The 19,185-nt window shown below is 59.8% G+C and carries 17 protein-coding genes and 6 tRNA genes; 13 read left to right on the top strand and 10 right to left on the bottom strand.

Going from position 1 to position 19,185, the window contains the following annotated elements; genetic code table 11:
* Nucleotides 1-66 precede the first annotated feature (66 nt).
* The 4 genes from pfkB to GXM22_RS09785 all read right to left on the bottom strand — a co-directional run bounded on the left by pfkB (nucleotide 67) and on the right by GXM22_RS09785 (nucleotide 4,255).
* Complete coding sequence (gene pfkB, locus GXM22_RS09800; protein ID WP_005930390.1) at nucleotides 67-972, bottom strand: 1-phosphofructokinase; 906 nt, start codon at nucleotides 970-972, stop codon at nucleotides 67-69.
* Complete coding sequence (locus GXM22_RS09795; protein ID WP_005930387.1) at nucleotides 969-1,733, bottom strand: DeoR/GlpR family DNA-binding transcription regulator; 765 nt, start codon at nucleotides 1,731-1,733, stop codon at nucleotides 969-971. The genes pfkB and GXM22_RS09795 overlap by 4 nt, the downstream gene beginning before the upstream one ends.
* Before the next feature lie 280 nt (nucleotides 1,734-2,013).
* Nucleotides 2,014-3,408: an NADPH-dependent glutamate synthase gene (gene gltA, locus GXM22_RS09790; RefSeq protein WP_005930383.1), complete on the bottom strand. Its 1,395-nt coding sequence runs from the start codon at nucleotides 3,406-3,408 to the stop codon at nucleotides 2,014-2,016.
* 1 nt (nucleotide 3,409) lies between these two features.
* Nucleotides 3,410-4,255: a sulfide/dihydroorotate dehydrogenase-like FAD/NAD-binding protein gene (locus tag GXM22_RS09785; RefSeq protein ID WP_035393563.1), complete on the bottom strand. Its 846-nt coding sequence runs from the start codon at nucleotides 4,253-4,255 to the stop codon at nucleotides 3,410-3,412.
* 335 nt (nucleotides 4,256-4,590) lie between these two features.
* Here GXM22_RS09785 and GXM22_RS09780 point away from each other — a divergent pair.
* The 8 genes from GXM22_RS09780 (at nucleotide 4,591) to GXM22_RS09745 (ending at nucleotide 9,820) form a co-directional block, all read left to right on the top strand.
* Nucleotides 4,591-4,666 (top strand) — tRNA-Gly (locus tag GXM22_RS09780).
* A 6-nt stretch (nucleotides 4,667-4,672) separates the two neighbouring features.
* Nucleotides 4,673-4,748, top strand: a tRNA-Val gene (locus tag GXM22_RS09775).
* A 3-nt stretch (nucleotides 4,749-4,751) separates the two neighbouring features.
* Nucleotides 4,752-4,825, top strand: a tRNA-Asp gene (locus GXM22_RS09770).
* Between the two features lie 28 nt (nucleotides 4,826-4,853).
* A tRNA-Phe gene (locus GXM22_RS09765) sits at nucleotides 4,854-4,926 on the top strand.
* Nucleotides 4,927-4,934: 8 nt separating this feature from the next.
* A tRNA-Gly gene (locus GXM22_RS09760) sits at nucleotides 4,935-5,010 on the top strand.
* 99 nt (nucleotides 5,011-5,109) lie between these two features.
* Complete coding sequence (locus GXM22_RS09755; RefSeq protein ID WP_163397094.1) at nucleotides 5,110-6,894, top strand: ABC transporter ATP-binding protein; 1,785 nt, start codon at nucleotides 5,110-5,112, stop codon at nucleotides 6,892-6,894.
* Nucleotides 6,891-8,780: an ABC transporter ATP-binding protein gene (locus GXM22_RS09750; RefSeq protein ID WP_099357309.1), complete on the top strand. Its 1,890-nt coding sequence runs from the start codon at nucleotides 6,891-6,893 to the stop codon at nucleotides 8,778-8,780. The genes GXM22_RS09755 and GXM22_RS09750 overlap by 4 nt, the downstream gene beginning before the upstream one ends.
* 185 nt (nucleotides 8,781-8,965) lie before the next feature.
* Nucleotides 8,966-9,820 carry a sensor domain-containing diguanylate cyclase gene (locus GXM22_RS09745; RefSeq protein WP_242651562.1) on the top strand — a complete coding sequence of 285 codons (855 nt, stop codon included), beginning with the start codon at nucleotides 8,966-8,968 and terminating at the stop codon, nucleotides 9,818-9,820.
* Between the two features lie 121 nt (nucleotides 9,821-9,941).
* Here the strand turns inward: GXM22_RS09745 and GXM22_RS09740 are convergent, their stop codons facing one another.
* A complete protein-coding gene (locus GXM22_RS09740; protein WP_005932044.1) occupies nucleotides 9,942-10,931 on the bottom strand; it encodes a nucleoid-associated protein in 990 nt (329 codons plus the stop codon).
* Nucleotides 10,932-11,091: 160 nt separating this feature from the next.
* On the opposite strand from GXM22_RS09740, the gene GXM22_RS09735 reads away from it, so the two are divergent.
* Nucleotides 11,092-11,469 carry a PH domain-containing protein gene (locus GXM22_RS09735; protein WP_035393789.1) on the top strand — a complete coding sequence of 126 codons (378 nt, stop codon included), beginning with the start codon at nucleotides 11,092-11,094 and terminating at the stop codon, nucleotides 11,467-11,469.
* 93 nt (nucleotides 11,470-11,562) lie between these two features.
* Here the strand turns inward: GXM22_RS09735 and GXM22_RS09730 are convergent, their stop codons facing one another.
* Nucleotides 11,563-11,814, bottom strand: coding sequence for a hypothetical protein (locus GXM22_RS09730; protein WP_097786533.1), 252 nt, complete (start codon nucleotides 11,812-11,814; stop codon nucleotides 11,563-11,565).
* Nucleotides 11,815-12,076: 262 nt separating this feature from the next.
* Between GXM22_RS09730 and GXM22_RS09725 the strand changes: the two genes are divergently transcribed.
* Together GXM22_RS09725 and GXM22_RS09720 are read left to right on the top strand one after the other, a co-directional pair.
* Nucleotides 12,077-13,012 (top strand): helix-turn-helix domain-containing protein, encoded by a 936-nt coding sequence (locus GXM22_RS09725; protein WP_035393784.1) that lies wholly within the window; start codon nucleotides 12,077-12,079, stop codon nucleotides 13,010-13,012.
* 35 nt (nucleotides 13,013-13,047) lie between these two features.
* A complete protein-coding gene (locus GXM22_RS09720) occupies nucleotides 13,048-14,367 on the top strand; it encodes an MATE family efflux transporter (RefSeq protein WP_035393930.1) in 1,320 nt (439 codons plus the stop codon).
* A gap of 87 nt (nucleotides 14,368-14,454) precedes the next feature.
* Here GXM22_RS09720 and GXM22_RS09715 read toward each other — a convergent pair whose 3' ends face one another.
* The 4 genes from GXM22_RS09715 to GXM22_RS09700 are packed head-to-tail and all read right to left on the bottom strand — an operon-like array spanning nucleotide 14,455 to nucleotide 18,122.
* Nucleotides 14,455-15,813 (bottom strand): carboxylesterase/lipase family protein, encoded by a 1,359-nt coding sequence (locus tag GXM22_RS09715; RefSeq protein WP_005932030.1) that lies wholly within the window; start codon nucleotides 15,811-15,813, stop codon nucleotides 14,455-14,457.
* A gap of 18 nt (nucleotides 15,814-15,831) precedes the next feature.
* The gene (locus GXM22_RS09710) at nucleotides 15,832-16,803 is read right to left on the bottom strand and encodes an ATP-binding protein (RefSeq protein ID WP_005932028.1); all 972 of its coding nucleotides are present in this window, start codon (nucleotides 16,801-16,803) and stop codon (nucleotides 15,832-15,834) included.
* Nucleotides 16,804-16,812: 9 nt separating this feature from the next.
* Nucleotides 16,813-17,739 carry a DnaD domain-containing protein gene (locus GXM22_RS09705; RefSeq protein WP_005932024.1) on the bottom strand — a complete coding sequence of 309 codons (927 nt, stop codon included), beginning with the start codon at nucleotides 17,737-17,739 and terminating at the stop codon, nucleotides 16,813-16,815.
* 8 nt (nucleotides 17,740-17,747) lie between these two features.
* Nucleotides 17,748-18,122 (bottom strand): hypothetical protein, encoded by a 375-nt coding sequence (locus GXM22_RS09700; protein WP_035393781.1) that lies wholly within the window; start codon nucleotides 18,120-18,122, stop codon nucleotides 17,748-17,750.
* A gap of 142 nt (nucleotides 18,123-18,264) precedes the next feature.
* On the opposite strand from GXM22_RS09700, the gene GXM22_RS09695 reads away from it, so the two are divergent.
* Nucleotides 18,265-18,340, top strand: a tRNA-Gly gene (locus GXM22_RS09695).
* A 157-nt stretch (nucleotides 18,341-18,497) separates the two neighbouring features.
* Nucleotides 18,498-19,136, top strand: coding sequence for a hypothetical protein (locus GXM22_RS09690; RefSeq protein ID WP_005932019.1), 639 nt, complete (start codon nucleotides 18,498-18,500; stop codon nucleotides 19,134-19,136).
* The last annotated feature ends 49 nt before the right edge of the window (nucleotides 19,137-19,185 follow it).

Raw genomic sequence — 19,185 nt, 5'->3', positions numbered from 1 at the left:
CTGTCAAGACCTCCCACTTTGGGGGAGGTGGCATTGCGTCAGCAATGACGGAGAGGGTGAGCTGCCTTAAATTTGACCAAACAATTCTTCGATCTTTTCTTTCGTTGCCAGCCCAAGGCTGAACGCGGTGGCACTGCCGCAGGCGGTGCCCAGCCTGAGGGCCTGCTCATAGCTGCCGCTTTGCAGATAACCTGCCACAAAACCGGCCACCATGCTGTCGCCTGCGCCCACGCTGTTCACGACCTTGCCTTTGGGGCAGCCGATGCGGTGCACCTCGCCGTGCTCATCCACCAGCAGAGCGCCGTTCCCGGCCATGCTCACCAGCACGTTTCGGGCACCCTTTTCCTGCAGAGCGCGGGCGGCGGCGGTGATCTCTTCGTCCGTTTTCAGCTCCCGGCCCACGATCTCGCCCAGCTCGTGATCGTTGGGCTTGATCAGGAAGGGGTGATAGGGGAGGACGTTGACCAGCAGATCCTGGGTGGCATCCACCACGGCCCGCACGCCGTGGCCCTCCAGCCCTGCCAGCAGCCGCTCGTAGGTGCTCTGGGAAAGGCTCTTGGGGATGCTGCCCGCCAGAATGAGGATGTCGTCAGGCTGCAGGGTGTCCAGCTGGGCTTCCAGCTGCTGCATGGCACTTTCCGGGATGCTGGGGCCTGCGCCGTTCAGCTCAGTCTCGGTGCCCGCCTTGATCTTGACGTTGATGCGGGTCATGCCCTCGGCCAGATGGATGAAATCGGTCCGGAGCCCCTGCGCGGCCAGACCCCGCTCCAGCCAGGCACCGGTCTCACCGGCCACAAAGCCCAGAGCCACGCTCTCACAGCCCAGCTCCCGGAGCACGCCGGAAACATTGATGCCCTTGCCGCCCAGCACGCAGTCCTCCCCGGCGGCGCGGTTCACCTCGCCCACCTCAAGGGGCCTGTCGAGACGGACGACATAATCGATGGCAGGATTGAACGTTACAGTGTAGATCATACCTCGGTCTCCTTTATCAGAGTGTATTGCCGGTATTTGGGGTTGGGGCACCGGTTCGTCAGGATGGCACCGCTGTGCAGATCACAGATGACGGCGGGGTAGACCTGCGCGAATTTGGTGTCGTCCACCAGGAACCACGCTTCCCGCGCCCGGTGGAGAGCCGCAGCCTTGACGGCTGCCTCCTCGGGGTCTGGGGTGGTAAAGCCGGAACCCAGCGCCACGCCATTGGCTCCCATGAAGGCTTTGGTGAAATTGTACTGCTGGATGGCAGTCAGCGCAGCCGCCCCGATGATGGCCTCGGTCTGGGGCCGCAGCAGCCCGCCGGGCAGGAACACCCGGCAGCCTTTCTGGGCCAGCAGGCGGGCGTGGGCCACGCCGTTGGTCACATAGCTGGCGTTCAGGGCCGGGCCGCTCAGCGCCCGTGCCAGAGCCAGCGTGCTGGAGCCTGCATCCAGATAGATGAAATCTTCCGGCAGGATCAGTTCTGCCGCCGCCTGGGCGATGCTCTGCTTCTGACTGACGGCCAGCTCTTCCTTGGCGGCCATGGTAGGCTCGTCGGTGCGGAAGGGGCTGTCCGGCAGGGTGGCCCCGCCGTGCACCTTGTTCAGTTTGCCCAGCTTGTCCAGCTCGTTCAGGTCGCGCCGGATGGTGGATTCGCTTGCATTCAACGCCTCGCACAACTCCTGCACGGTGGCGGTGCGCTGCCGCGCCAGCAGATCCAAAATCAGGCTGAATCGTTCTTCTGCCAGCATCGGGAACATTCCCCCTTGTTCGATTTATATGATTGATTTTGATTGACATTGGCGGGTTCTGACCGCCTTGTACCCTTATTATAGCAAAATTTCAGTCAAAATCAATCAGATTCCGCCAAGTTTGAGCGACAAAATATTGCTCTGTTTTTTGGGCAGGATGCATAAAGAGTGGGATACAACAAAAAGGCCGACACTCCACAATGGAATGTCGGCTGAATCTCTCACCGCTTCGGTCTGGCTGTGCCAGCGCCTTGCGGAGCTCTCCTAATAGGGGAGCCAGGGATCACGGTTACTTATTCTGGATGTACTCGTCCATGGCCTTGGCGGCTGCCTTACCGGCACCCATGGCCTTGATGACGGTGGCGGCACCGGTCACGGCATCGCCGCCGGCGTACACGCCCTCACGGCTGGTCTTGCCCTCGTCACCCTCGGTGACGATGCAGCCGTGCTTGTTGGTCTCCAGGCCGGGAGTGGTGGAGCGGATCAGGGGGTTGGGGCTGGTGCCCAGGCTCATGATCACGGTGTCCACATCCATGGTGAATTCGCTGCCCTTCTTCTCGATGGGGCGGCGGCGGCCGGAAGCGTCGGGCTCACCCAGCTCCATCTCAATGCAGGTGATGGACTTGACGAAGCCTTCGTCGTTGGCGTGGATCTCCACAGGGTTGCACAGGGTCTTGAAGATGATGCCCTCTTCCTCGGCGTGCTCGACCTCCTCCTTACGGGCAGGCAGCTCGGCCATGCCGCGGCGGTAGACGATGTACACAGTCTCAGCACCCAGACGCAGGGCGCTGCGGGCAGCATCCATGGCCACGTTGCCGCCGCCCACAACGGCCACCTTTTTGCCGGTGCGGATGGGGGTCTTGCTGGTGGGCAGGTAGGCCTTCATCAGGTTGGAGCGGGTCAGGAACTCGTTGGCGGAGTACACGCCCTTCAGGCTCTCGCCGGGGATGCCCATGAAGCGGGGCAGACCGGCACCGGAGCCAACGAACACGGCCTCGTAGCCGTACTCGTCCATCAGCTCGTCGATGGTCAGCACCTTGCCGATGACCATGTTGCACTCAAAATCTACGCCCATCTTCTTCAGGCCGTCGATCTCCTGCTGCACGATGGCCTTGGGCAGACGGAACTCGGGGATGCCGTACATCAGCACGCCGCCGGCCACATGCAGGGCCTCGTAGACGGTGACCTTATAGCCCAGCTTGGCCAGATCGCCTGCGGCAGTCAGACCGGCAGGGCCAGCGCCGATGATGGCGACCTTGTGGCCGTTCCATGCGGGCACGATGGGGGCGGTGTGGACATTTTCACGGTGCCAGTCGGCCACAAAGCGCTCCAGGCGGCCGATGCCCACGGGCTCGTTCTTGATGCCGCGGGTGCACTTGCCCTCGCACTGGCTCTCCTGGGGGCAGACACGGCCGCAGACGGCGGGCAGGGAGGAGGAGCGGGCAATGACCTGATAGGCGGCTTCAAAGTCGCCCTCGGCCACATGACCGATGAACTCGGGGATATCGATGCCCACGGGGCAGCCGGTCTGGCAGGGCTTATTCTTGCAGTGGATGCAGCGCTTTGCCTCGTTCACGGCCATCTCTTCGGTATAGCCCAGTGCAACTTCCTCAAAGTTCTTGTTGCGGACGTTGGGGTCCTGGGTGGGCATGGGGCACTTTTTGGGATCCATATTGAAAGCCATCTTACTTTGCCTCCTCAGTCTTGAACAGATTGCAGGCCTTCTCGCGGGCCTTTGCCTCAAAGGGGCGGTACATGGTGCCGCGGGCCATGGCTTCGTCGAAATCGACGAGGTCACCGTCAAAGTCGGGACCGTCCACGCAGGCAAACTTGGTCTCGCCGCCCACGGTCAGGCGGCAGCCGCCGCACATGCCGGTGCCATCGATCATAATGGGGTTCATGGAGACAATGCTCTTCAGCCCGTGCTTCTGGCAGGTCTTGACGACGAATTTCATCATGATCAGCGGGCCGATGGTGATGACCAGATCATACTGGTTGCCGGCGGCCACCAGCTCGTCCAGAGCGGCAGTGACCACACCCTTGGTGCCGTAGCTGCCGTCATCGGTCATAATGCGCAGCTCGTCACTGCAGGCGTTGAACTCGTCCTCGAGGATGAGCAGATCCTTATTGCGGAAGCCGATGACGCTGTGGACGGTGCAGCCCTGGTCATGCAGCTCCTTGGCAATGGGCAGGGCGATGGCGCAGCCCACGCCGCCGCCCACAACACAGACCTTTTTCAGGCCCTCGGTCTCGGTGGCGCGGCCCAAGGGGCCCACAAAGTCATGGACGCTGTCGCCTGCGTTCAGGCTGTTCAGCTCCATGGTGGTGCCGCCCACGATCTGGAAAATGATATCCACAGTGCCCTTTTCACGGTCGTAACCGGCCACGGTCAGGGGGATGCGCTCGCTGTCCTCAAACGGGCGCACAATGATGAACTGGCCCGGCTTTGCCTTTTTGGCAATGAGCGGGGCTTCAATGACCATCTTTGTCACGGTGGGGTTCAGCGCGACCTTTTCAGTGATCTTGTACATTGCGGTTGCTCCTTTTTCTGGCAAAATCTCGGCACAAAAATACGTCTGCCCGCCCGCGCGGCACAGCAGACGTGTTTTTGTGCAACTTTTTGACAAGTTTATTATAACCTCTTTAAGAAGGGAACGCAACCGAATTTTCTTTGTGTCTGCCGCCGCAAAGCTGAAACATTTCGGTTTCATTCCGGTTTCGGCTTTGTTTTTGAAAAACAGGCGCAGACAGGCGTGTTTTGCAAAAAGTCTGATTTTTTGGAAATTTGTTGTTGACAAAGCCTGCGTTTTACGCTATAATAGCCAACGTCGCCGGGAGCGAAACCCCGGCAGACCACATGAAATGTGCGGCCGTAGCTCATCTGGTAGAGCGCCACCTTGCCAAGGTGGAGGTAGCGAGTTCGAGCCTCGTCGGCCGCTCCATTTTGTGGAAGTTTAGCTCAGCTGGGAGAGCATCTGCCTTACAAGCAGAGGGTCAGCGGTTCGAGCCCGTTAACTTCCACCATGTGGCCCGGTAGCTCAGTTGGTTAGAGCACCAGCCTGTCACGCTGGGGGTCGTCGGTTCGAGCCCGATCCGGGTCGCTGCTGCTTCTCTGGAAGCAGCTTATATGCCTCTGTAGCTCAGTCGGTAGAGCAGGGGACTGAAAATCCCCGTGTCATTGGTTCGATTCCGATCGGAGGCACTTTATATGCGGCCGTAGCTCATCTGGTAGAGCGCCACCTTGCCAAGGTGGAGGTAGCGAGTTCGAGCCTCGTCGGCCGCTCCAGACAAACAAGCCACTGCAAAACATGATTCGTCGTGTGATGCAGCGGCTTTTTTGTACATTGAAAGCTTTTTTGGAATTGGAAAAGGAGGGAAAAACGCAGTGATATTCGGAAAGTACATCAACCGGTATTACCTCAAGCATGCTCCCGTACTGCTGCTGGGCCTTGCCGCCCTGCTGACGGTGGATTACATCCAGCTTTTGATCCCGCAGCTCTACCGGCTGGTCATCAACGGGGTGAACCTTGGCCAGGTGGTGGTGAACGGTGAGACGTTGCTCTTTACCAAAGAGGTGCTGCTGCAGCACATCTGCCTGCCCATGATCTGGATCGTGGTGCTGATGGTCATTGGGCGCTTTTTGTGGCGCATCTGTTTCTTCGGCTCGGCGGTGCGGGTCGCGGCAGACCTGCGGGAGCGGATGTTCGACCACAGCCGCAGGCTGTCCCAGCAGTACTATCAGGTGAACAAGGTCGGCAACCTGATGAGCCTGTACACCAACGACCTGGACACCATTCAGGAGTGCTTCGGCGACGGCGTGCTGATGTTCTTCGACGCGCTGACCCTGGGTCTGCTGGCTCTTTATAAGATGTGGACCATGGACGTGCGGCTGACCCTGCTGGCCCTGATCCCGGCGCTGCTCATGTTTGCCATCGGCACCCAGATGAGCAAGGTGATGACCCGGCGCTGGGAGGAGCGGCAGGAGGCCTTCTCCGGCCTTTCCGATTTCGCGCAGGAGAACTTTTCCGGCATTGCGGTCATCAAGGCCTTTGTCAAGGAATACAAGGAACTGCAGGCCTTCCGGAAGCTGAACAAGGAAAACGAGGAGATCAACGTGACCTACACGAAGATCGCCACCCTGCTGGAGGTGCTGGTGACCCTGTTCGTGGAGTCCGTGGTCTGCATCATTCTGGGTTACGGCGGTTATCTGGTCTATCAGGGCCGGTTCAACGCCGGCCAGCTGGTGGAGTACATCGGCTACTTTGAGGCCATCGTCTGGCCCATCATGGCTGTGTCCATGCTGATCGAAAAGACCAGCCGCGGCAAGGCCTCCCTGAACCGCATCACCGAGCTGCTGGATGCCCCCATCGATGTGGCCGACCGCCCCGGCGTGGCCGACCTGACCGACCCCAAAGGCGGCATCGAGTTCCGCCACCTGAACTTCCGCTACCCGGACGGCGAGTACGATGTGCTGCGGGATATCTCCTTTACCATCGCGCCCGGCGAGAGCGTGGGCATCGTGGGCAAGACCGGTGCGGGCAAGACCGCCCTGGTGGACCTGCTGCTGCGCACCTATAATGTGCCGGACGGAACCCTGTTTGTGGACGGCAGGGATGTGAACAGCCTTTCCATCCACTCGGTGCGCAATGCCTGTGCCTACGTTCCGCAGGATAATTTCCTGTTCTCGGACACCATCGCCCACAACATTGCCTTTGGTGTGGACGATGCCACCCCCGAGGACATCGAGCGGGCGGCAAGCATGGCCGATGTGCGGGATAATATCGTGGATTTCAAGGACGGCTACGAGACCGTTCTGGGCGAACGCGGCGTGACGGTGTCCGGCGGCCAGAAACAGCGCATCTCCATCGCCCGCGCCCTGCTCAAGGACGCGCCCATCCTGATCCTGGATGACTCCGTCTCGGCGGTGGATACCAGCACCGAGAAGATCATTCTGGACAACCTCAAGAACAGCCGGGCAGGCAAGACCACCCTGCTCATTGCCCACCGCATTTCCACGGTGGAGCGGCTGGACAAGATCATCTTCCTCAACGAGGGCCGGGTGGAAGCCGTCGGCCCCCATGATCAGCTGTATGCTTCCTGCCCGGAGTACCGCCGGATGGTCGATCTGCAGCGGCTGGAGGATGAGACGAAGGGAGGCGAAAACGCATGATGCATCTGAATCCGTTGGTTCTGGTGGGCGCTGTCATCGGCGTGATCACCGCCCTGCTGGTGGCAGCTTATGCCGCCGCCAAGGACAAAAAGACCGCTATGGGCTTTGAGCGCAACATGGAGGACGGCGAGATCATGCGCCGCCTTGCCCGCTATGCCCGGCCCTACCTGAGCAAATTCCTCATCGTGGGCCTGCTGATGCTCTTCTCCATTGCCTACGATATCATTTCACCCCTCATCGTGGGCCGCATCGAGGAGCTGGTGGCCGGGGAGTTTGAACTCCGCGCCCTCTTCCTGGGCGTGTCAGTGTATGCAGGCGTGCTGGTGTTCTCCATGGGCAGCACCTACCTGCAGGCCGTGATCCTGCAGCGGGTGGGTCAGCGCATCATCTCCGATCTGCGCGAGGATCTGTTCAGCCACATTGAATCTTTGGCACACGAGCAGCTCAACGAGATCCCGGTGGGCAAGCTGGTCACCCGTGTGACCAACGATACCAACGCCATCTCCATGATGTTCACCAACCTCTTGGTCCAGCTGACCAAGAACAGCTTTGTCATTCTGGGCATTCTGGTGGCCATGCTCTGCCTGAACTACGAGCTGACGTTGATGGTGCTCTGCTTTGTGCCCTTCATCGTGATCTTCACGGTCATCTTCCGCAAGTTCTCCCGCCGCGCCAACCGCAAGCTCAAGAACGCGACCACCGATATCAATACCTATCTGTCCGAAAACCTGTCCGGCATCAAGGTCACCCAGATCTTTGGCCGGGAGGACGAGAAGATGGAGGACTTCCGCCAGAAGAGCCAGAAGCTGGCCCGGGCCAATCAGGAACAGATCTTCGTGTTCAGCGTGTTCCGTCCGCTGGTGTATATGCTCTATGTCAGCTCGATCCTGTGCCTGTTCTATCTGGGCGGCATGGGTCACCTGAACAACGTCAGCTTTCTGGGGCAGACCATTTCCAGCGGCACTATCGTCACCTTTTATATGTACATCTCCAAGTTCTTCACCCCCATCCAGAACCTGGCCGAGCAGTTCAACTGGCTGCAGTCGGCGCTGGCATCGGCAGAAAAGGTGTTCTCCATCATGGACATCCAGCCCAGGATGCAGGATGCCCCCGATGCCATTGAGCTGAACGAGGTGAAGGGCGAGATCGAGTTCCGGGACGTGTGGTTCAGCTACGTTCCCGGCGAGTGGGTGCTGCAGGGCGTTTCCTTCCATGTGGATGCCCGCCAGACCGTGGCCTTTGTGGGTTCCACCGGCTCCGGCAAGAGCACCATCCTCTCCCTGATCTGCCGGAACTACGAGTTCCAGAAGGGCCAGATCCTGATCGACGGCATCGACATCCGCAAGATCAAGATCTCCTCCCTGCGCAGGCACTTCGGCCAGATGCTGCAGGACGTGTTCCTGTTCTCGGGCACCATCCGCTCCAACATCGTCCTGCGGGAAGAGGGTATCCCCGACAGCGAGATCATGGAGGTCTGCCGCTACGTCAATGCCGACAAGTTCATCAACAAGCTGGACCACGGGCTGGACGAAGAGGTGCGTGAGCGCGGCAACAACTTCTCCGCTGGGCAGCGGCAGCTGCTCAGCTTTGCCCGCACCATCATCCATAAGCCCAGCGTGATGATCCTGGACGAGGCTACCGCCAACATCGACACCGAGACGGAGCTGCTCATTCAGGATTCGCTGGAAAAGATGCGCACCGTGGGCACCATGCTCATTGTGGCCCACCGGCTGTCCACCATCCAGCATGCGGACAACATCATCGTGCTGTCCCACGGTAAAATTCTGGAGCAGGGCACCCACCAGCAGCTGCTGGCCCGGCATGGCCGCTACTACCAGCTGTACACCCTGCAATACCACAAGGCGCAGCTGAACGCAGCCGAATAAACGCAGACAGAAAGGCCGCTGACCTGAGATGGGTCAGCGGCCTTTTCTGTCTGCACCGGGGGTGGAGTTGTCCGCTTCCGGATCGTCGAGGGAGCACAATTAACACTTGCAAAACAGGTGCATCGCTCGTATAATAGAATATGGTAAAATAATAAAAAAGAGAAATGGAAAGGAGGGGCCACAGGATGCAGTGGAGCGATGCGCTCGGCTACGAAGAAGTGATGACCTTTCTGCGCAGTACACCGGCGAACCTCTTTTTCAAGGATACGGAATGCCGTTATCTTTTTATTTCGGACGTTAGGACTTTCTTCCCCTACGGAGAAGGGCAGGAAGAGGATGTGCTGGGCAAGACAGATCTGGAGATCTGGAGCAGCGAGGAACAGGCCCGCTTTTATTATGAGCAGGACCAGAAGGTGCTTGCCACCGGCAAGGGAACCAGCTTTATCACCGAGGTGCCCCGGGAGGATGGGACGGCATACTATCAGATCAAAAAGAACCCCGTTGTGCTGGAGGGAAAGATCATCGGCATCGTGGGGCTTATTGGTGATATCACGGAGCGGGTGCGGCTGGAAAAACAGGCCGAGAACTGGGCCATCCACGATGAACTGACCGGTCTGTATAACCGCAACTACCTGAAGGTAAAGGGTGCCGAGCAGCTGAAGGGAGCCATCATGCCCATCACGATCATTATGGGCGACTGCAATTACCTGAAGCGTGTGAATGATGCCTACGGCCACGAGTACGGCGACCTGCTGCTCAAGCGGGTGGGCCGGGTGATCCGGGAAAACCTGCCGCCTGAGAGCGTGGCCCTGCGGATGGGCGGCGATGAATTCCTCATTGCCTGCAGCCACTTCTCTGCAGAAGAGGCCGAACAGCTGATCGAGAGGCTGCACGGGGAGCTGGCCCGCCAGAGCGACGACCGCCTCAAGCTGGATGTTGCCTTTGGATACCACACTGTGACAGAAGGCCCTTTTGATTATACCGCAGTCTACCATGCTGCCGACCGGGATATGTACCGGAACAAGCGCAAAAACCGCTGATCATACGGACGAAAAAACAGCCTCAGCCCGATCTCCCAAGGGCTGAGGCTGTTTTGGTGATCTGTTACATCAGGGCGGTGAGTACCAGCGCGCAGAGAGGGAAAACGCCATCTGCGGCGGCTTACAGGATCACATTTTTGATGAGCAGGGAAACGCTGCCGTCCGGATCGTGGAGGAACTCCAGCTCGGAATCGGAGTTCAGCAGCTCGGTGGGGATCTTGACCTCGATGCCGTTGGCGGTGCGGATGCTCCGGCTCTCCATCCGGCGGATGCGGGCAGGGGTCACGGTGACAGGGGCGGCTGCCTCTTCCAGCACCTCGCTCTTCTCCACATAGTCATCAAAGGGCACCGCGGCCAGCGGGTATTCCTCGGCCAGCTGCTGGCGCACCTGTTCCACCGATACCTGATTGTCGTTGTCGGCAGCCTGGTTGGCAATGAGCATGGCTACCTGCGCGTCGGCATGAGGCTCGTCCTCATAGGCATCCTTCACAGCCTGTGCGGCGGCCTCCTGAATGGCCTGCAGCTTCTTTTTCTCGGGCTCGGCCTGGGTATACTGGAACACAACAGAGGAGAGGTAGAACTCCTTATGGCCGTCGATGTCGTATTTCTTTTCCAGCAGGCGCATGGAGTAGTCCGTCAGGTTGACAAGCGCACCCTCCTCCACCTTGCCGCTCTGGGTGGGCAGGCAGGCCCGCTGCTGGATGATGGAGTTGACCGGGGCACCTTCCACGGTCTCGGTGTAGTGGGTGTAGCCGTTTTTATAGTTCAGCTTGAGGATGCCCAGCCAGGGCGCGCCGTCCCGGGTGAAATCCACCACGGCCAGGTCCGCCCCGGGGATGGTGGTGTGGGCGTGCATGTAATCGAACAGCACCCCCGCAATGCGGCAGGACAGATCAATGAAATCCTGATTGTGTTCCAGCTCGTTCCGGAAAGCCGAATCCGGCAGGGGGCGGCACTGGCGGATCTCATCGCTGGCCAGCAGCTTTTCGATATGATTCTGTAAGTAGGCGGTCTTTTCGGCAGTCAGCTCCATGCCGCCGCCGCTGAGCACCGGCGCGTCCAGCGTGGTGTCCAGCACATGCAAAATTGCCTGATGGATGATGATCTCCATGGGTCAAAACCTCATTTCCCGGGTGATTGTGATGTTCCTGCCCAGTATAGCACATCCGGAACAAAAAGGCGAGAGGGAGCGCAAAGGCTTGTCAACTGCCGCCTGAGATGCTACAATGGGGCTGACCAAACATCCGGACAAGCCGAAAGGGGAGTGTGTTATGGAATTTCGGGACAAACCGATGCAGAACCTCATCCGCATCAAGGAAAAGGAGATCTGCAAAAATGTGCAGGAGCTGCTGCTGGACGGTGAGCAGATCGTGGGCGCTTACAAGACCGTGCGCGATCAGGCTGTGTTCACCACCCACCGCATTTTTATGGTGGATATGCAGGGGATGACCGGTACCCGGCAGGAGATCTTTGTGCTGCCCTACCGCAAGATCCTGCATTACGGCATCAAGACGGCAGGCTTCGGTGACCCGCTGCAGACCTCGGAGCTGACGGTCTGCTTTGCGGATGAGCACGAGGCAAAGTTCGGCTTCATCGGGCAGGATGAGCTGCTGGCGGTGGCACGGGCCATCAGCCGGTGCATCCTGTAACAGAACAAACGTAAAACGCCCGCTCCGGCTTCTGACCCCGGAGCGGGCGTTTTACATTGCTGTAATATGCGAAAAAAGGAGAATGTCGAAGGGTCAGCAGGCGGCGCGCTCTCTGCGGCCGGCCTCAAGCATGTAGTGCAGAAAGCCGGTGACATCAGCAGGGTCGGTGACAGAGATGTCAAAGCCCTTGGAGGGAGCGTCCATCATCTGGAACAGCTCGGTGGCGGCGCTGTCCTTTTTCAGGTCACAGGTCTCGCCATTGGCCAGGTGCAGGAGCACACTGCCGCGGCTGGCGGCTACCTGCTGCATGAAACGGTCTTTATCAAGATACTGGATGCGAAGCATAAAAATACCTCCCACAAAGAAATGTTTTATTCTGGAAGAGTCTCCCGGGCCAGGCTGCCCGTGGGGAACGCTTCTCGGGAACCGGATCAAGCCGCGCCGGGGGTTGTTTTCCGCCCCCTGCGGTGTTATACTGTGCTTGCTGGTTCTGATGAAATAATACCACGAAACCGGCACGATAGATAGAACAAAAACACCCGATTTGTACAACAAAATCGGCATTGACAAAAAATATTCAAAGTATTGCGGAAAGGAATTGTTCAATATGGCGTTTCAGACAAGCTGTGTCTCTGCTGCCAATATCGTTACCGGGCTGACCTTCCAGCAGGATGTTGTGGCCGATGCCGAGGGGCGGGAAATGGTCCAGCATGGCAGCGCCCTGTTCCCCATTGCCTGCTACGCGGAGAACCTGAAAAGCTATTCGGTGGCCTGGCACTGGCACGAGGAGTTTGAGTACATTCTGGCCATGAAAGGCCCCCTGACGGTGGACGTGAACAAGACCCGGGTGACCCTGCAGACGAATCAGGGCGTGTTCCTGAACTCCGGCATCCTCCACGCGGTGGAGCAGGCGGAAAAAGGGGAGGCCCTGCTTCACTCGGGTGTGTTCCATCCCCGGCTGGTGGGTGGAATGGACACCATCTTCTGGCAGAAGCTCATCCGACCCATGCTCCAGCCGGATGCCCCGGCGTTTTTTCTGCTGGATGAGGCTGTGCCCTGGCAGGCGCAGGTGCTTGCCTGCCTGCGGGAAGCCTGGCAGGCGGTTGCCGTGGAGCCCTTTGATTACGAGAACCGGGTGCGTTACTATCTCTCTGCGGCGCTGCGGCTGCTGAGCACCCAGTGCGTGGGCGGCAAGACCAAGGTCTCCCAGCAGGAGCAGATCGCCGCCGAGCGGATGAAGCAGATGCTCCGCTTTGTGGAGGAGCACTATGCCGAGGAGCTGACCGTGGAACGCATCGCGGCCAGCGTGGCCCTGAGCGAGAGCGCCTGCCTGCGCAGCTTCCGGCAGATGCTGGGCATCACGCCCATCCAGTATGTCAAGCAGTTCCGGGTGGAAAAGGCCGCCGAGCTGCTCCGCTCCACCCGGCTCAAGACGGGCGAGATCGGGATGGAGTGCGGCTTTGCAGATGGCAGCTACTTCATTAAGACCTTCCGGGAGATCAAGCACTGCACACCCAAGGAATACCGCGCAAAATTCTGCTGAAATGTCTGAGATAGGAATAGGAGAAAATGATCCCCATGCAGCACAGTCTGACCCAAGGACCCATTACAAAGAATATCCTGCTGTTTGCCCTGCCGCTGATGTTCGGCAACCTGCTGCAGCAGATGTACAACATTGCCGATACCTGGGTGGTGGGCCGCTTCCTCGGCGCGGATGCGCTGGCGGCGGTGGGGTCATCCTATACCCTGATGACCTTCCTCACCTCGATCCTGCTGGGCCTGTGCATGGGCAGCGGTGCGGCTGTGTCCATGCAGTACGGCAGCGGCGAGACCGAGAAGATGCGGCAGAGCGTGTTCCAGTCCTTCCTGCTCATTGCGGGCATCGCCCTGATGCTCAACCTGCTGGTCTATCTGGGGCTGAACGGCATTCTGTGGGTGCTGCGGGTGCCCGCAGAGCTTTGCCCGCTGATGAAGGACTACCTGTTCATCGTTTTTCTGGGCATTGCGGCCACCTTTTTGTATAACTATTTCGCAAACCTTCTGCGGGCCATCGGCAATTCCGTGGTGCCGCTGGCATTCCTGGCCGTATCAGCCATCCTGAACGTGATCCTGGATCTGGTCTGTGTCCTTGTGCTTGACTGGGGCGTGAAGGGGGCCGCCGTGGCAACTGTCTTTTCCCAGTATGTGTCCGGGGTGGGCATCGGCTTGTACACCCTGAAAAAGTTCCCGCAGCTCTGCCCGAAACGGACAGACTGCAGGTGGGACCGGAAGAACCTTGCCAATATCCTGAATCTTTCGGTGATGACCAGCGTTCAGCAGTCCATTATGAATTTTGGCATCCTGATGGTGCAGGGTCTGGTCAACAGCTTCGGCACGGTCATCATGGCGGCTTTTGCGGCGGCGGTGAAGATCGATTCCTTTGCCTATATGCCGGTGCAGGATTTTGGCAACGCCTTCTCGACCTATGTGGCCCAGAACTACGGAGCCAACCAGCCGGACCGCATCAAAAAAGGGATCCGCAGTGCCGGGCTGACAAGCGCGGTGTTCTGCATCGTCATCAGCGTGCTGGTCTGCGCCTTTGCCGCCCCGCTCATGGGGATTTTCATCGACCCGGCTCAGACCGAGATCATCGCGGCGGGCGTACAATACCTCCGCATCGAGGGTGCATGCTACATCGGCATTGGCGTGCTCTTCCTGCTCTACGGCTACTACCGGGCGGTCAATCAGCCGGGGATGTCGGTCATCCTGACCATTGCTTCCCTTGGCACCCGTGTGGCGCTGGCCTATCTGCTTTCTGCCACGCCGCTGGGTGTTACCGGCATCTGGCTCAGTGTGCCCATCGGCTGGGCACTGGCAGATGCCATCGGCATTGGGTATTATTTGAAGAAGAGAGCATAAAATATCCCCCGCTGCAAAGCGTGTTATGGCACGTCAGCAGCGGGGGATATTGTTTTTTCTGGGGTTTGAGGTGATTCGGGCGGGGGCTTATTCCCCCACGGCGGGGACGTTCTGCATTGTCAAGAGGAGCTTCTGGACATCCACGCTGCCCATGTGGGTGGGCTCCTCACCCAAACGGAGAAAATCGGTCTGCTGGGCGGTAACAGTCTGCCACTGGGGCAGGTCTGCGCCGTTGGGGTTACCTGTCTTGGCAAAGTTGGTCAGGTAATCCACCATCTGAGCGCTGAGGGCGGTGTCCTTCTCAGCGAAGGGCCGCCAGCAGTGAGCCAGCGTGCCGAACCAGTACCACAGGTCGCTGGAATGCCAGGCACCACGGTCATCACCGGGGAGCTGGCGGTCGAAGAACCAGCCATAGCTGTCGGCGTTCCGGGCGCACCAGTCCTGAGCCATCTGGTAGAGATAGGGCGGAACGATATCCTCGCTGGTGAAGCCAATGAGGTAAGGAATATGGTGCTGTTCGTCGGCAGCCAGCGTCTCAGGGCCGGTCTTGACCTGGAAACGGCCATCCACCACAGGCTCACAGCCCAGACCCTTGAACTGGGGCTGGGTGCGGACGGCATCCCAGGCTGCAAACAGTCTGGCGGGGGCGAGGGCACGGAACTCGGCCAGCGTGCTGCACCCGGCGGTCTCCATGACCTGCTTCCAGAACGGGTAGTGGGCTTCGGCGGGCTTGGCCGTCAGCATCTGGCTCACGCCGCCGCCGCTGCTCATCACAGCCTTGGAGAACAGCCCCCTGGTGATGGGGGAGAGGACGAGCTGCTGGACGCTCATGGCACCGGCGCTCTGGCCCATGATGGTGATGTTGTTGGCATCACCGCCAAAGGCAGCGATGTTGGCGCGCACCCACTGCAGGGCCGCCAGCTGATCCAGAAGGGCATAGTTGCCGGTGGATCCGGCCTCATCGGCCAGCTCGGGCAGGCAGACAAAGCCCATGGGGCCGAGCCGGTAGTTGATGGTCACAGCCACGCAGCCTTTGGTGGGCCAGACGGGGCCGCCGAAGTGCTTCTCGTGGCCGCAGCCGCCGGTAAAGCCGCCGCCGTGAATGTAGAAGATGACCGGCAGTCTGTCCCCGGGAGCTGTATCGGCAGGAGCCCAGATGTTCAGGAACAGGCAGTCCTCGCTATAAGTGTAAGTCTCGCCCTTGCGGAACTCGTTGTAGTAGAAGGCTTTTCCGGGTGCGGCGGCTTCGTCATAGAAGGCGCGGGGCTGGTAACAGCAGGCACCGTACCGGGTGGCATCGTAGACACCGTCCCAGTGGGTGACGGGGACGGGGAACTCCCACCGCCCGGCGGTGGCGTAGCGGATGCCCTTGTAAGCGGCAACGCCCGGCCACTGGCAGGCCGTGCCGGAGATCACGCCGCAGGACGTAGTGCGCTCAAAGCTCATGGGGGAAACCTCCTTGTCTTACTCCGCCGCTTTCAGGCCCCGGATGTCCTCGCCCGCAAACAGGCAGGGGACAAAGGAGGAAAGGCGGCTGGAGATCTTTTCGGTGTATCGCTTTTCCAGCAGGGAACCATCCGCAATGTTGGTGGTGACGATGGTGGGCAGACCGGCTCCCAGGCGGTTGTTCAGCAGGCTGTAAAAAGTGGTGATGAAGTAGGGGGTGACGAATTCGGTGCCCAGATCGTCCAGGATCAGCAGGTCGGCGGCTGAGGCGGTGCGCAGCAGGGTCTCGGCATCCTCGGAGGAGTCGAAGCGGGCGTTTTCCAGCTTGCCGAAGAAGTCTGGGCTGGAAACGTAGATCACGTCAAAATCCTTTTGCAACACGATGCCTGCAATGGCGAGGGCAGCGTGGGTCTTGCCCAGCCCCGCGTTGCCAAAAAGCATCAGGCTCTCGCTGTTATGGTCGAATTCCTCGGCGTAGCTGCGCAGATCCTCCAGCAGGCCGCCCATGTAGGTGCGGACAGGCTCGCCCAGCTTCTCGTCCATGGTGTTGGGGTAGTACCGCAGCTCCATGGTGTCAAAACTGGAAATGGACAGGCTGGACAGCGCCTCGATCTCCTCCCGCCGCAGACCCTGCATCAGCTTGTGAACGCAGGTGCAGGTGCGGCCCTGCACGCTGCCGGTATCCTGGCACAGCTTGCAGGTGAATTTGGGCTCCAGCGCATCCGCGGGGCGGCCGCTGGCGGCCAGCAGGGCGGTGAGCTCCTGTCGGGCTTTGCTCAGTGCGGCGGCGGCTTCGGTGCGGTCTTTTCCGGCAGCGCCTGCCAGTGCGCAGCGGATGCCCCGCACCCGCACCTCGTCCTCAGCGTGGCGCAGGGCCGGGATGGCGGCCTCCGCCTCCAGCCGGGCATCCTCGGCATTGGCGCGGGCGGTCTGCCGCCGCAGAGCCACCGTGCGCAGGGCGGCTTGATACAGTTCCTGTTTGGTACGCATAAAAGCTCCTTATTCTGCAGGCGTGTCCGTCTTTTTGCGGAGCGGACGGCGGCGGGCAGCGTTCTTGAGAAAATCGTTTCCGCTGGGTTCGGCGCGGTCCACCCGGAGGTTCCGGCTGGCACCCATCCCGGCCACCGGGCCCCGCACATCGTGGACGGTGCGCAGGCCCTTGGCGTTCCAGGTCTTGAGGATGCTGTTCCAGTACCAGAGATCCCGCTTGGGTCCGGCCTGTATGGCGGCTTCCTGCACCATGGCATCATCGTAGCCGTAGACCTCGTACCAGCGGGCAATGGCCTTGCGCCCGCCAAGGGTCAGCTCGGTGTCGGCAATGCCCAGCAGGCCGCTGACGTACTGCTCCCGCTGGGCGCGCAGGGCCAGCAGCTGGAGGTGTGCGTCGGCCTGTTCGCCGGTCTCCACACCCTCGGCCCGCCAGACCTTCAATTCGTGGCTGACGGCACCCATCGTCCGCTTGCCCCGGCTGGCCACATAGGCCACGCAGAGCATGACGGTCTCGGGTGCAAAGGCCTCCTGCACATAGAAGTTTACCAGCTTTTCCATTTCAGGGTGGGTCAGCGGGCGGGCAAAGCTGGTCTGGGCGCAGTCGATGAGGGAGGAGATCATGGGGTCGGTGCGGCTGGCCGCTGCGATCTCGCTCCAGGTCATGGGGGCAGGGGCTGTGGGCTCCTCGCCCGGGGCGGCGTTCTCCTCGTACCGTTCCAGCAGACCCGCACCGGCCCAGAAGGACAGGGCACTCTCGGCGGTCATCTTGCTGCGGAGCTTTAAGTCAGCGCAGAGCTTCTCCGGGTCAGTGATACCGGTGGCCAGCACATACAGAGCCACCCGGACGTTATATTCCTCCGCAATGCCCAGCTTGGAAAAGACCAGCTGCGGCACCGGGATGGTGTCACCCTTGAATTCTTTCAGTCGATAGATCATGGTGCACCTCAGTGTTGTGTCTCGGCATCCGGTTCCGGTGCGGGCGGTGTCCAGGGCTCGCAGTCCAGGATGGACGGGTGGGCGCTCCAGCGTTCCGGTTCGGCGTTGTAGGCATCGTTCAGATATTGGGCGACTGCGGTGCGGCCCTCTTCGGTCATCGGGAAAATCTCCCGCCGCCGCAGGGCCGGATCGGTCTTGTCCAGCGTCCACGGCTCGGGCCAGAGATCCACCGTGAGGATGGCCTCTTCTTTTTTGGCCTCCTCGCTGCCGTCTGGGTCGGGGACGGAGCGCTTGCCCGGGGTGATGAGATAGCGCATCCCGTCCTCGTTGCCGCTGAATGAGTTTTTGTTCTGCAGATAGTGCAGCATGGGCACAAAGATCATGTAGAATTCCTTCCATTGTGATAATCTATCTTTCATTATAAAGCAACTGGCGCAAAAAGCAAGTTTTTTCCGCCTGCCGCGTTCCGACAGAAAAAACTGTTGACAAAACCGCTGCACTTTGCTACACTAATGGAGCAGTCCTGCAGGGTTAGCTCATCCGGTAGAGCGACTGCTTCCCAAGCAGTAGGCGGCGGGTTCGAGTCCCGTATCCTGCTCCAGAAATTAGCGCTCCAACGTGTGGTAGAGAACATGTTGGGGCGCTTTGCATTTTGATGCACTTTTGGGTGGGCGGCTTGTGCTTTGCCGGAAAATATGGTTCAATAGAGGAAAACAGGCGGGAACGCACAGTGAACAAGACAAAACGAGGTGGACACAATGAATCTGAAAGAAGCATTCCGCTATCAGAACAAGCTGCAGGCCCTTTTGGACGAGGCCCAGGGTATTCTGGACTGCGATTCCAACGTGACGAATGTGGCCAACACCTATCTGCGCCACAAGGTTATGGCAGAGGCTGAGGACGAGACGATCCTGGACCTGCCCCAGACTGAATATGCCCAGCAGATCACCGATATTGCCCGGTTCATGCTCTATCTGCTGGAGGAGAAGGGCCGCCTGTTCGCTGCCATCCGCAAGGCAAAGGATGCGCTGGACATGGATATGGACAGCGAGGTCAGTTTGAACGCTGCGCGGCAGAGCGTGGCGCGCACTTTCAAGCGAATGAATGACCTGCGCAGCTCCGAGCAGCTGCTTTCCGGCGGCGGTACCGGCTACCGTTTCAATGCAGAGGGCAACCAGATCGCCTACCGCTGTGATGTGAAGCGGGTGACCACCATCAACTATGACCGCAGGGTCATCCACGCTGCTCTGGGCAAGCTGAACCGACAGGCGGACGAGACCTCCAACCGGATCGACCTGTGCCTTGTGACCTCCCGGGTGGACTATGCAGTTCCCTTTGATGTGAACGCCAGCTTTGCCGAAGCATTTGAGACCTATCTGGAAAGCACCAATGCCTGAATAAACGCTCCACCGGCTATTTTGGGTGCGGCAAGCGCCGGGGACGCGG

It is taken from the genome of Faecalibacterium duncaniae (assembly GCF_010509575.1).
In the GTDB taxonomy this organism is placed as follows: Bacteria; Bacillota; Clostridia; order Oscillospirales; family Ruminococcaceae; genus Faecalibacterium; species Faecalibacterium duncaniae.
The sequence above is the reverse complement of the archived record's forward strand: the minus strand, read 5'-3'. Positions and strand labels throughout refer to the sequence as shown.

What these genes read in the sequence shown, in the direction of transcription:
- pfkB (WP_005930390.1), bottom strand. Translation starts at nt 972, where the DNA reads ATGATCTACACTGTAACGTTCAATCCTGCCATCGATTATGTCGTCCGT.
- GXM22_RS09795 (WP_005930387.1), bottom strand. Translation starts at nt 1,733, where the DNA reads ATGTTCCCGATGCTGGCAGAAGAACGATTCAGCCTGATTTTGGATCTG.
- gltA (WP_005930383.1), bottom strand. Translation starts at nt 3,408, where the DNA reads ATGGCTTTCAATATGGATCCCAAAAAGTGCCCCATGCCCACCCAGGAC.
- GXM22_RS09785 (WP_035393563.1), bottom strand. Translation starts at nt 4,255, where the DNA reads ATGTACAAGATCACTGAAAAGGTCGCGCTGAACCCCACCGTGACAAAG.
- GXM22_RS09750 (WP_099357309.1), top strand. Translation starts at nt 6,891, where the DNA reads ATGATGCATCTGAATCCGTTGGTTCTGGTGGGCGCTGTCATCGGCGTG.
- GXM22_RS09745 (WP_242651562.1), top strand. Translation starts at nt 8,966, where the DNA reads ATGCAGTGGAGCGATGCGCTCGGCTACGAAGAAGTGATGACCTTTCTG.
- GXM22_RS09740 (WP_005932044.1), bottom strand. Translation starts at nt 10,931, where the DNA reads ATGGAGATCATCATCCATCAGGCAATTTTGCATGTGCTGGACACCACG.
- GXM22_RS09735 (WP_035393789.1), top strand. Translation starts at nt 11,092, where the DNA reads ATGGAATTTCGGGACAAACCGATGCAGAACCTCATCCGCATCAAGGAA.
- GXM22_RS09730 (WP_097786533.1), bottom strand. Translation starts at nt 11,814, where the DNA reads ATGCTTCGCATCCAGTATCTTGATAAAGACCGTTTCATGCAGCAGGTA.
- GXM22_RS09725 (WP_035393784.1), top strand. Translation starts at nt 12,077, where the DNA reads ATGGCGTTTCAGACAAGCTGTGTCTCTGCTGCCAATATCGTTACCGGG.
- GXM22_RS09720 (WP_035393930.1), top strand. Translation starts at nt 13,048, where the DNA reads ATGCAGCACAGTCTGACCCAAGGACCCATTACAAAGAATATCCTGCTG.
- GXM22_RS09715 (WP_005932030.1), bottom strand. Translation starts at nt 15,813, where the DNA reads ATGAGCTTTGAGCGCACTACGTCCTGCGGCGTGATCTCCGGCACGGCC.
- GXM22_RS09710 (WP_005932028.1), bottom strand. Translation starts at nt 16,803, where the DNA reads ATGCGTACCAAACAGGAACTGTATCAAGCCGCCCTGCGCACGGTGGCT.
- GXM22_RS09705 (WP_005932024.1), bottom strand. Translation starts at nt 17,739, where the DNA reads ATGATCTATCGACTGAAAGAATTCAAGGGTGACACCATCCCGGTGCCG.
- GXM22_RS09700 (WP_035393781.1), bottom strand. Translation starts at nt 18,122, where the DNA reads ATGATCTTTGTGCCCATGCTGCACTATCTGCAGAACAAAAACTCATTC.
- GXM22_RS09690 (WP_005932019.1), top strand. Translation starts at nt 18,498, where the DNA reads ATGAATCTGAAAGAAGCATTCCGCTATCAGAACAAGCTGCAGGCCCTT.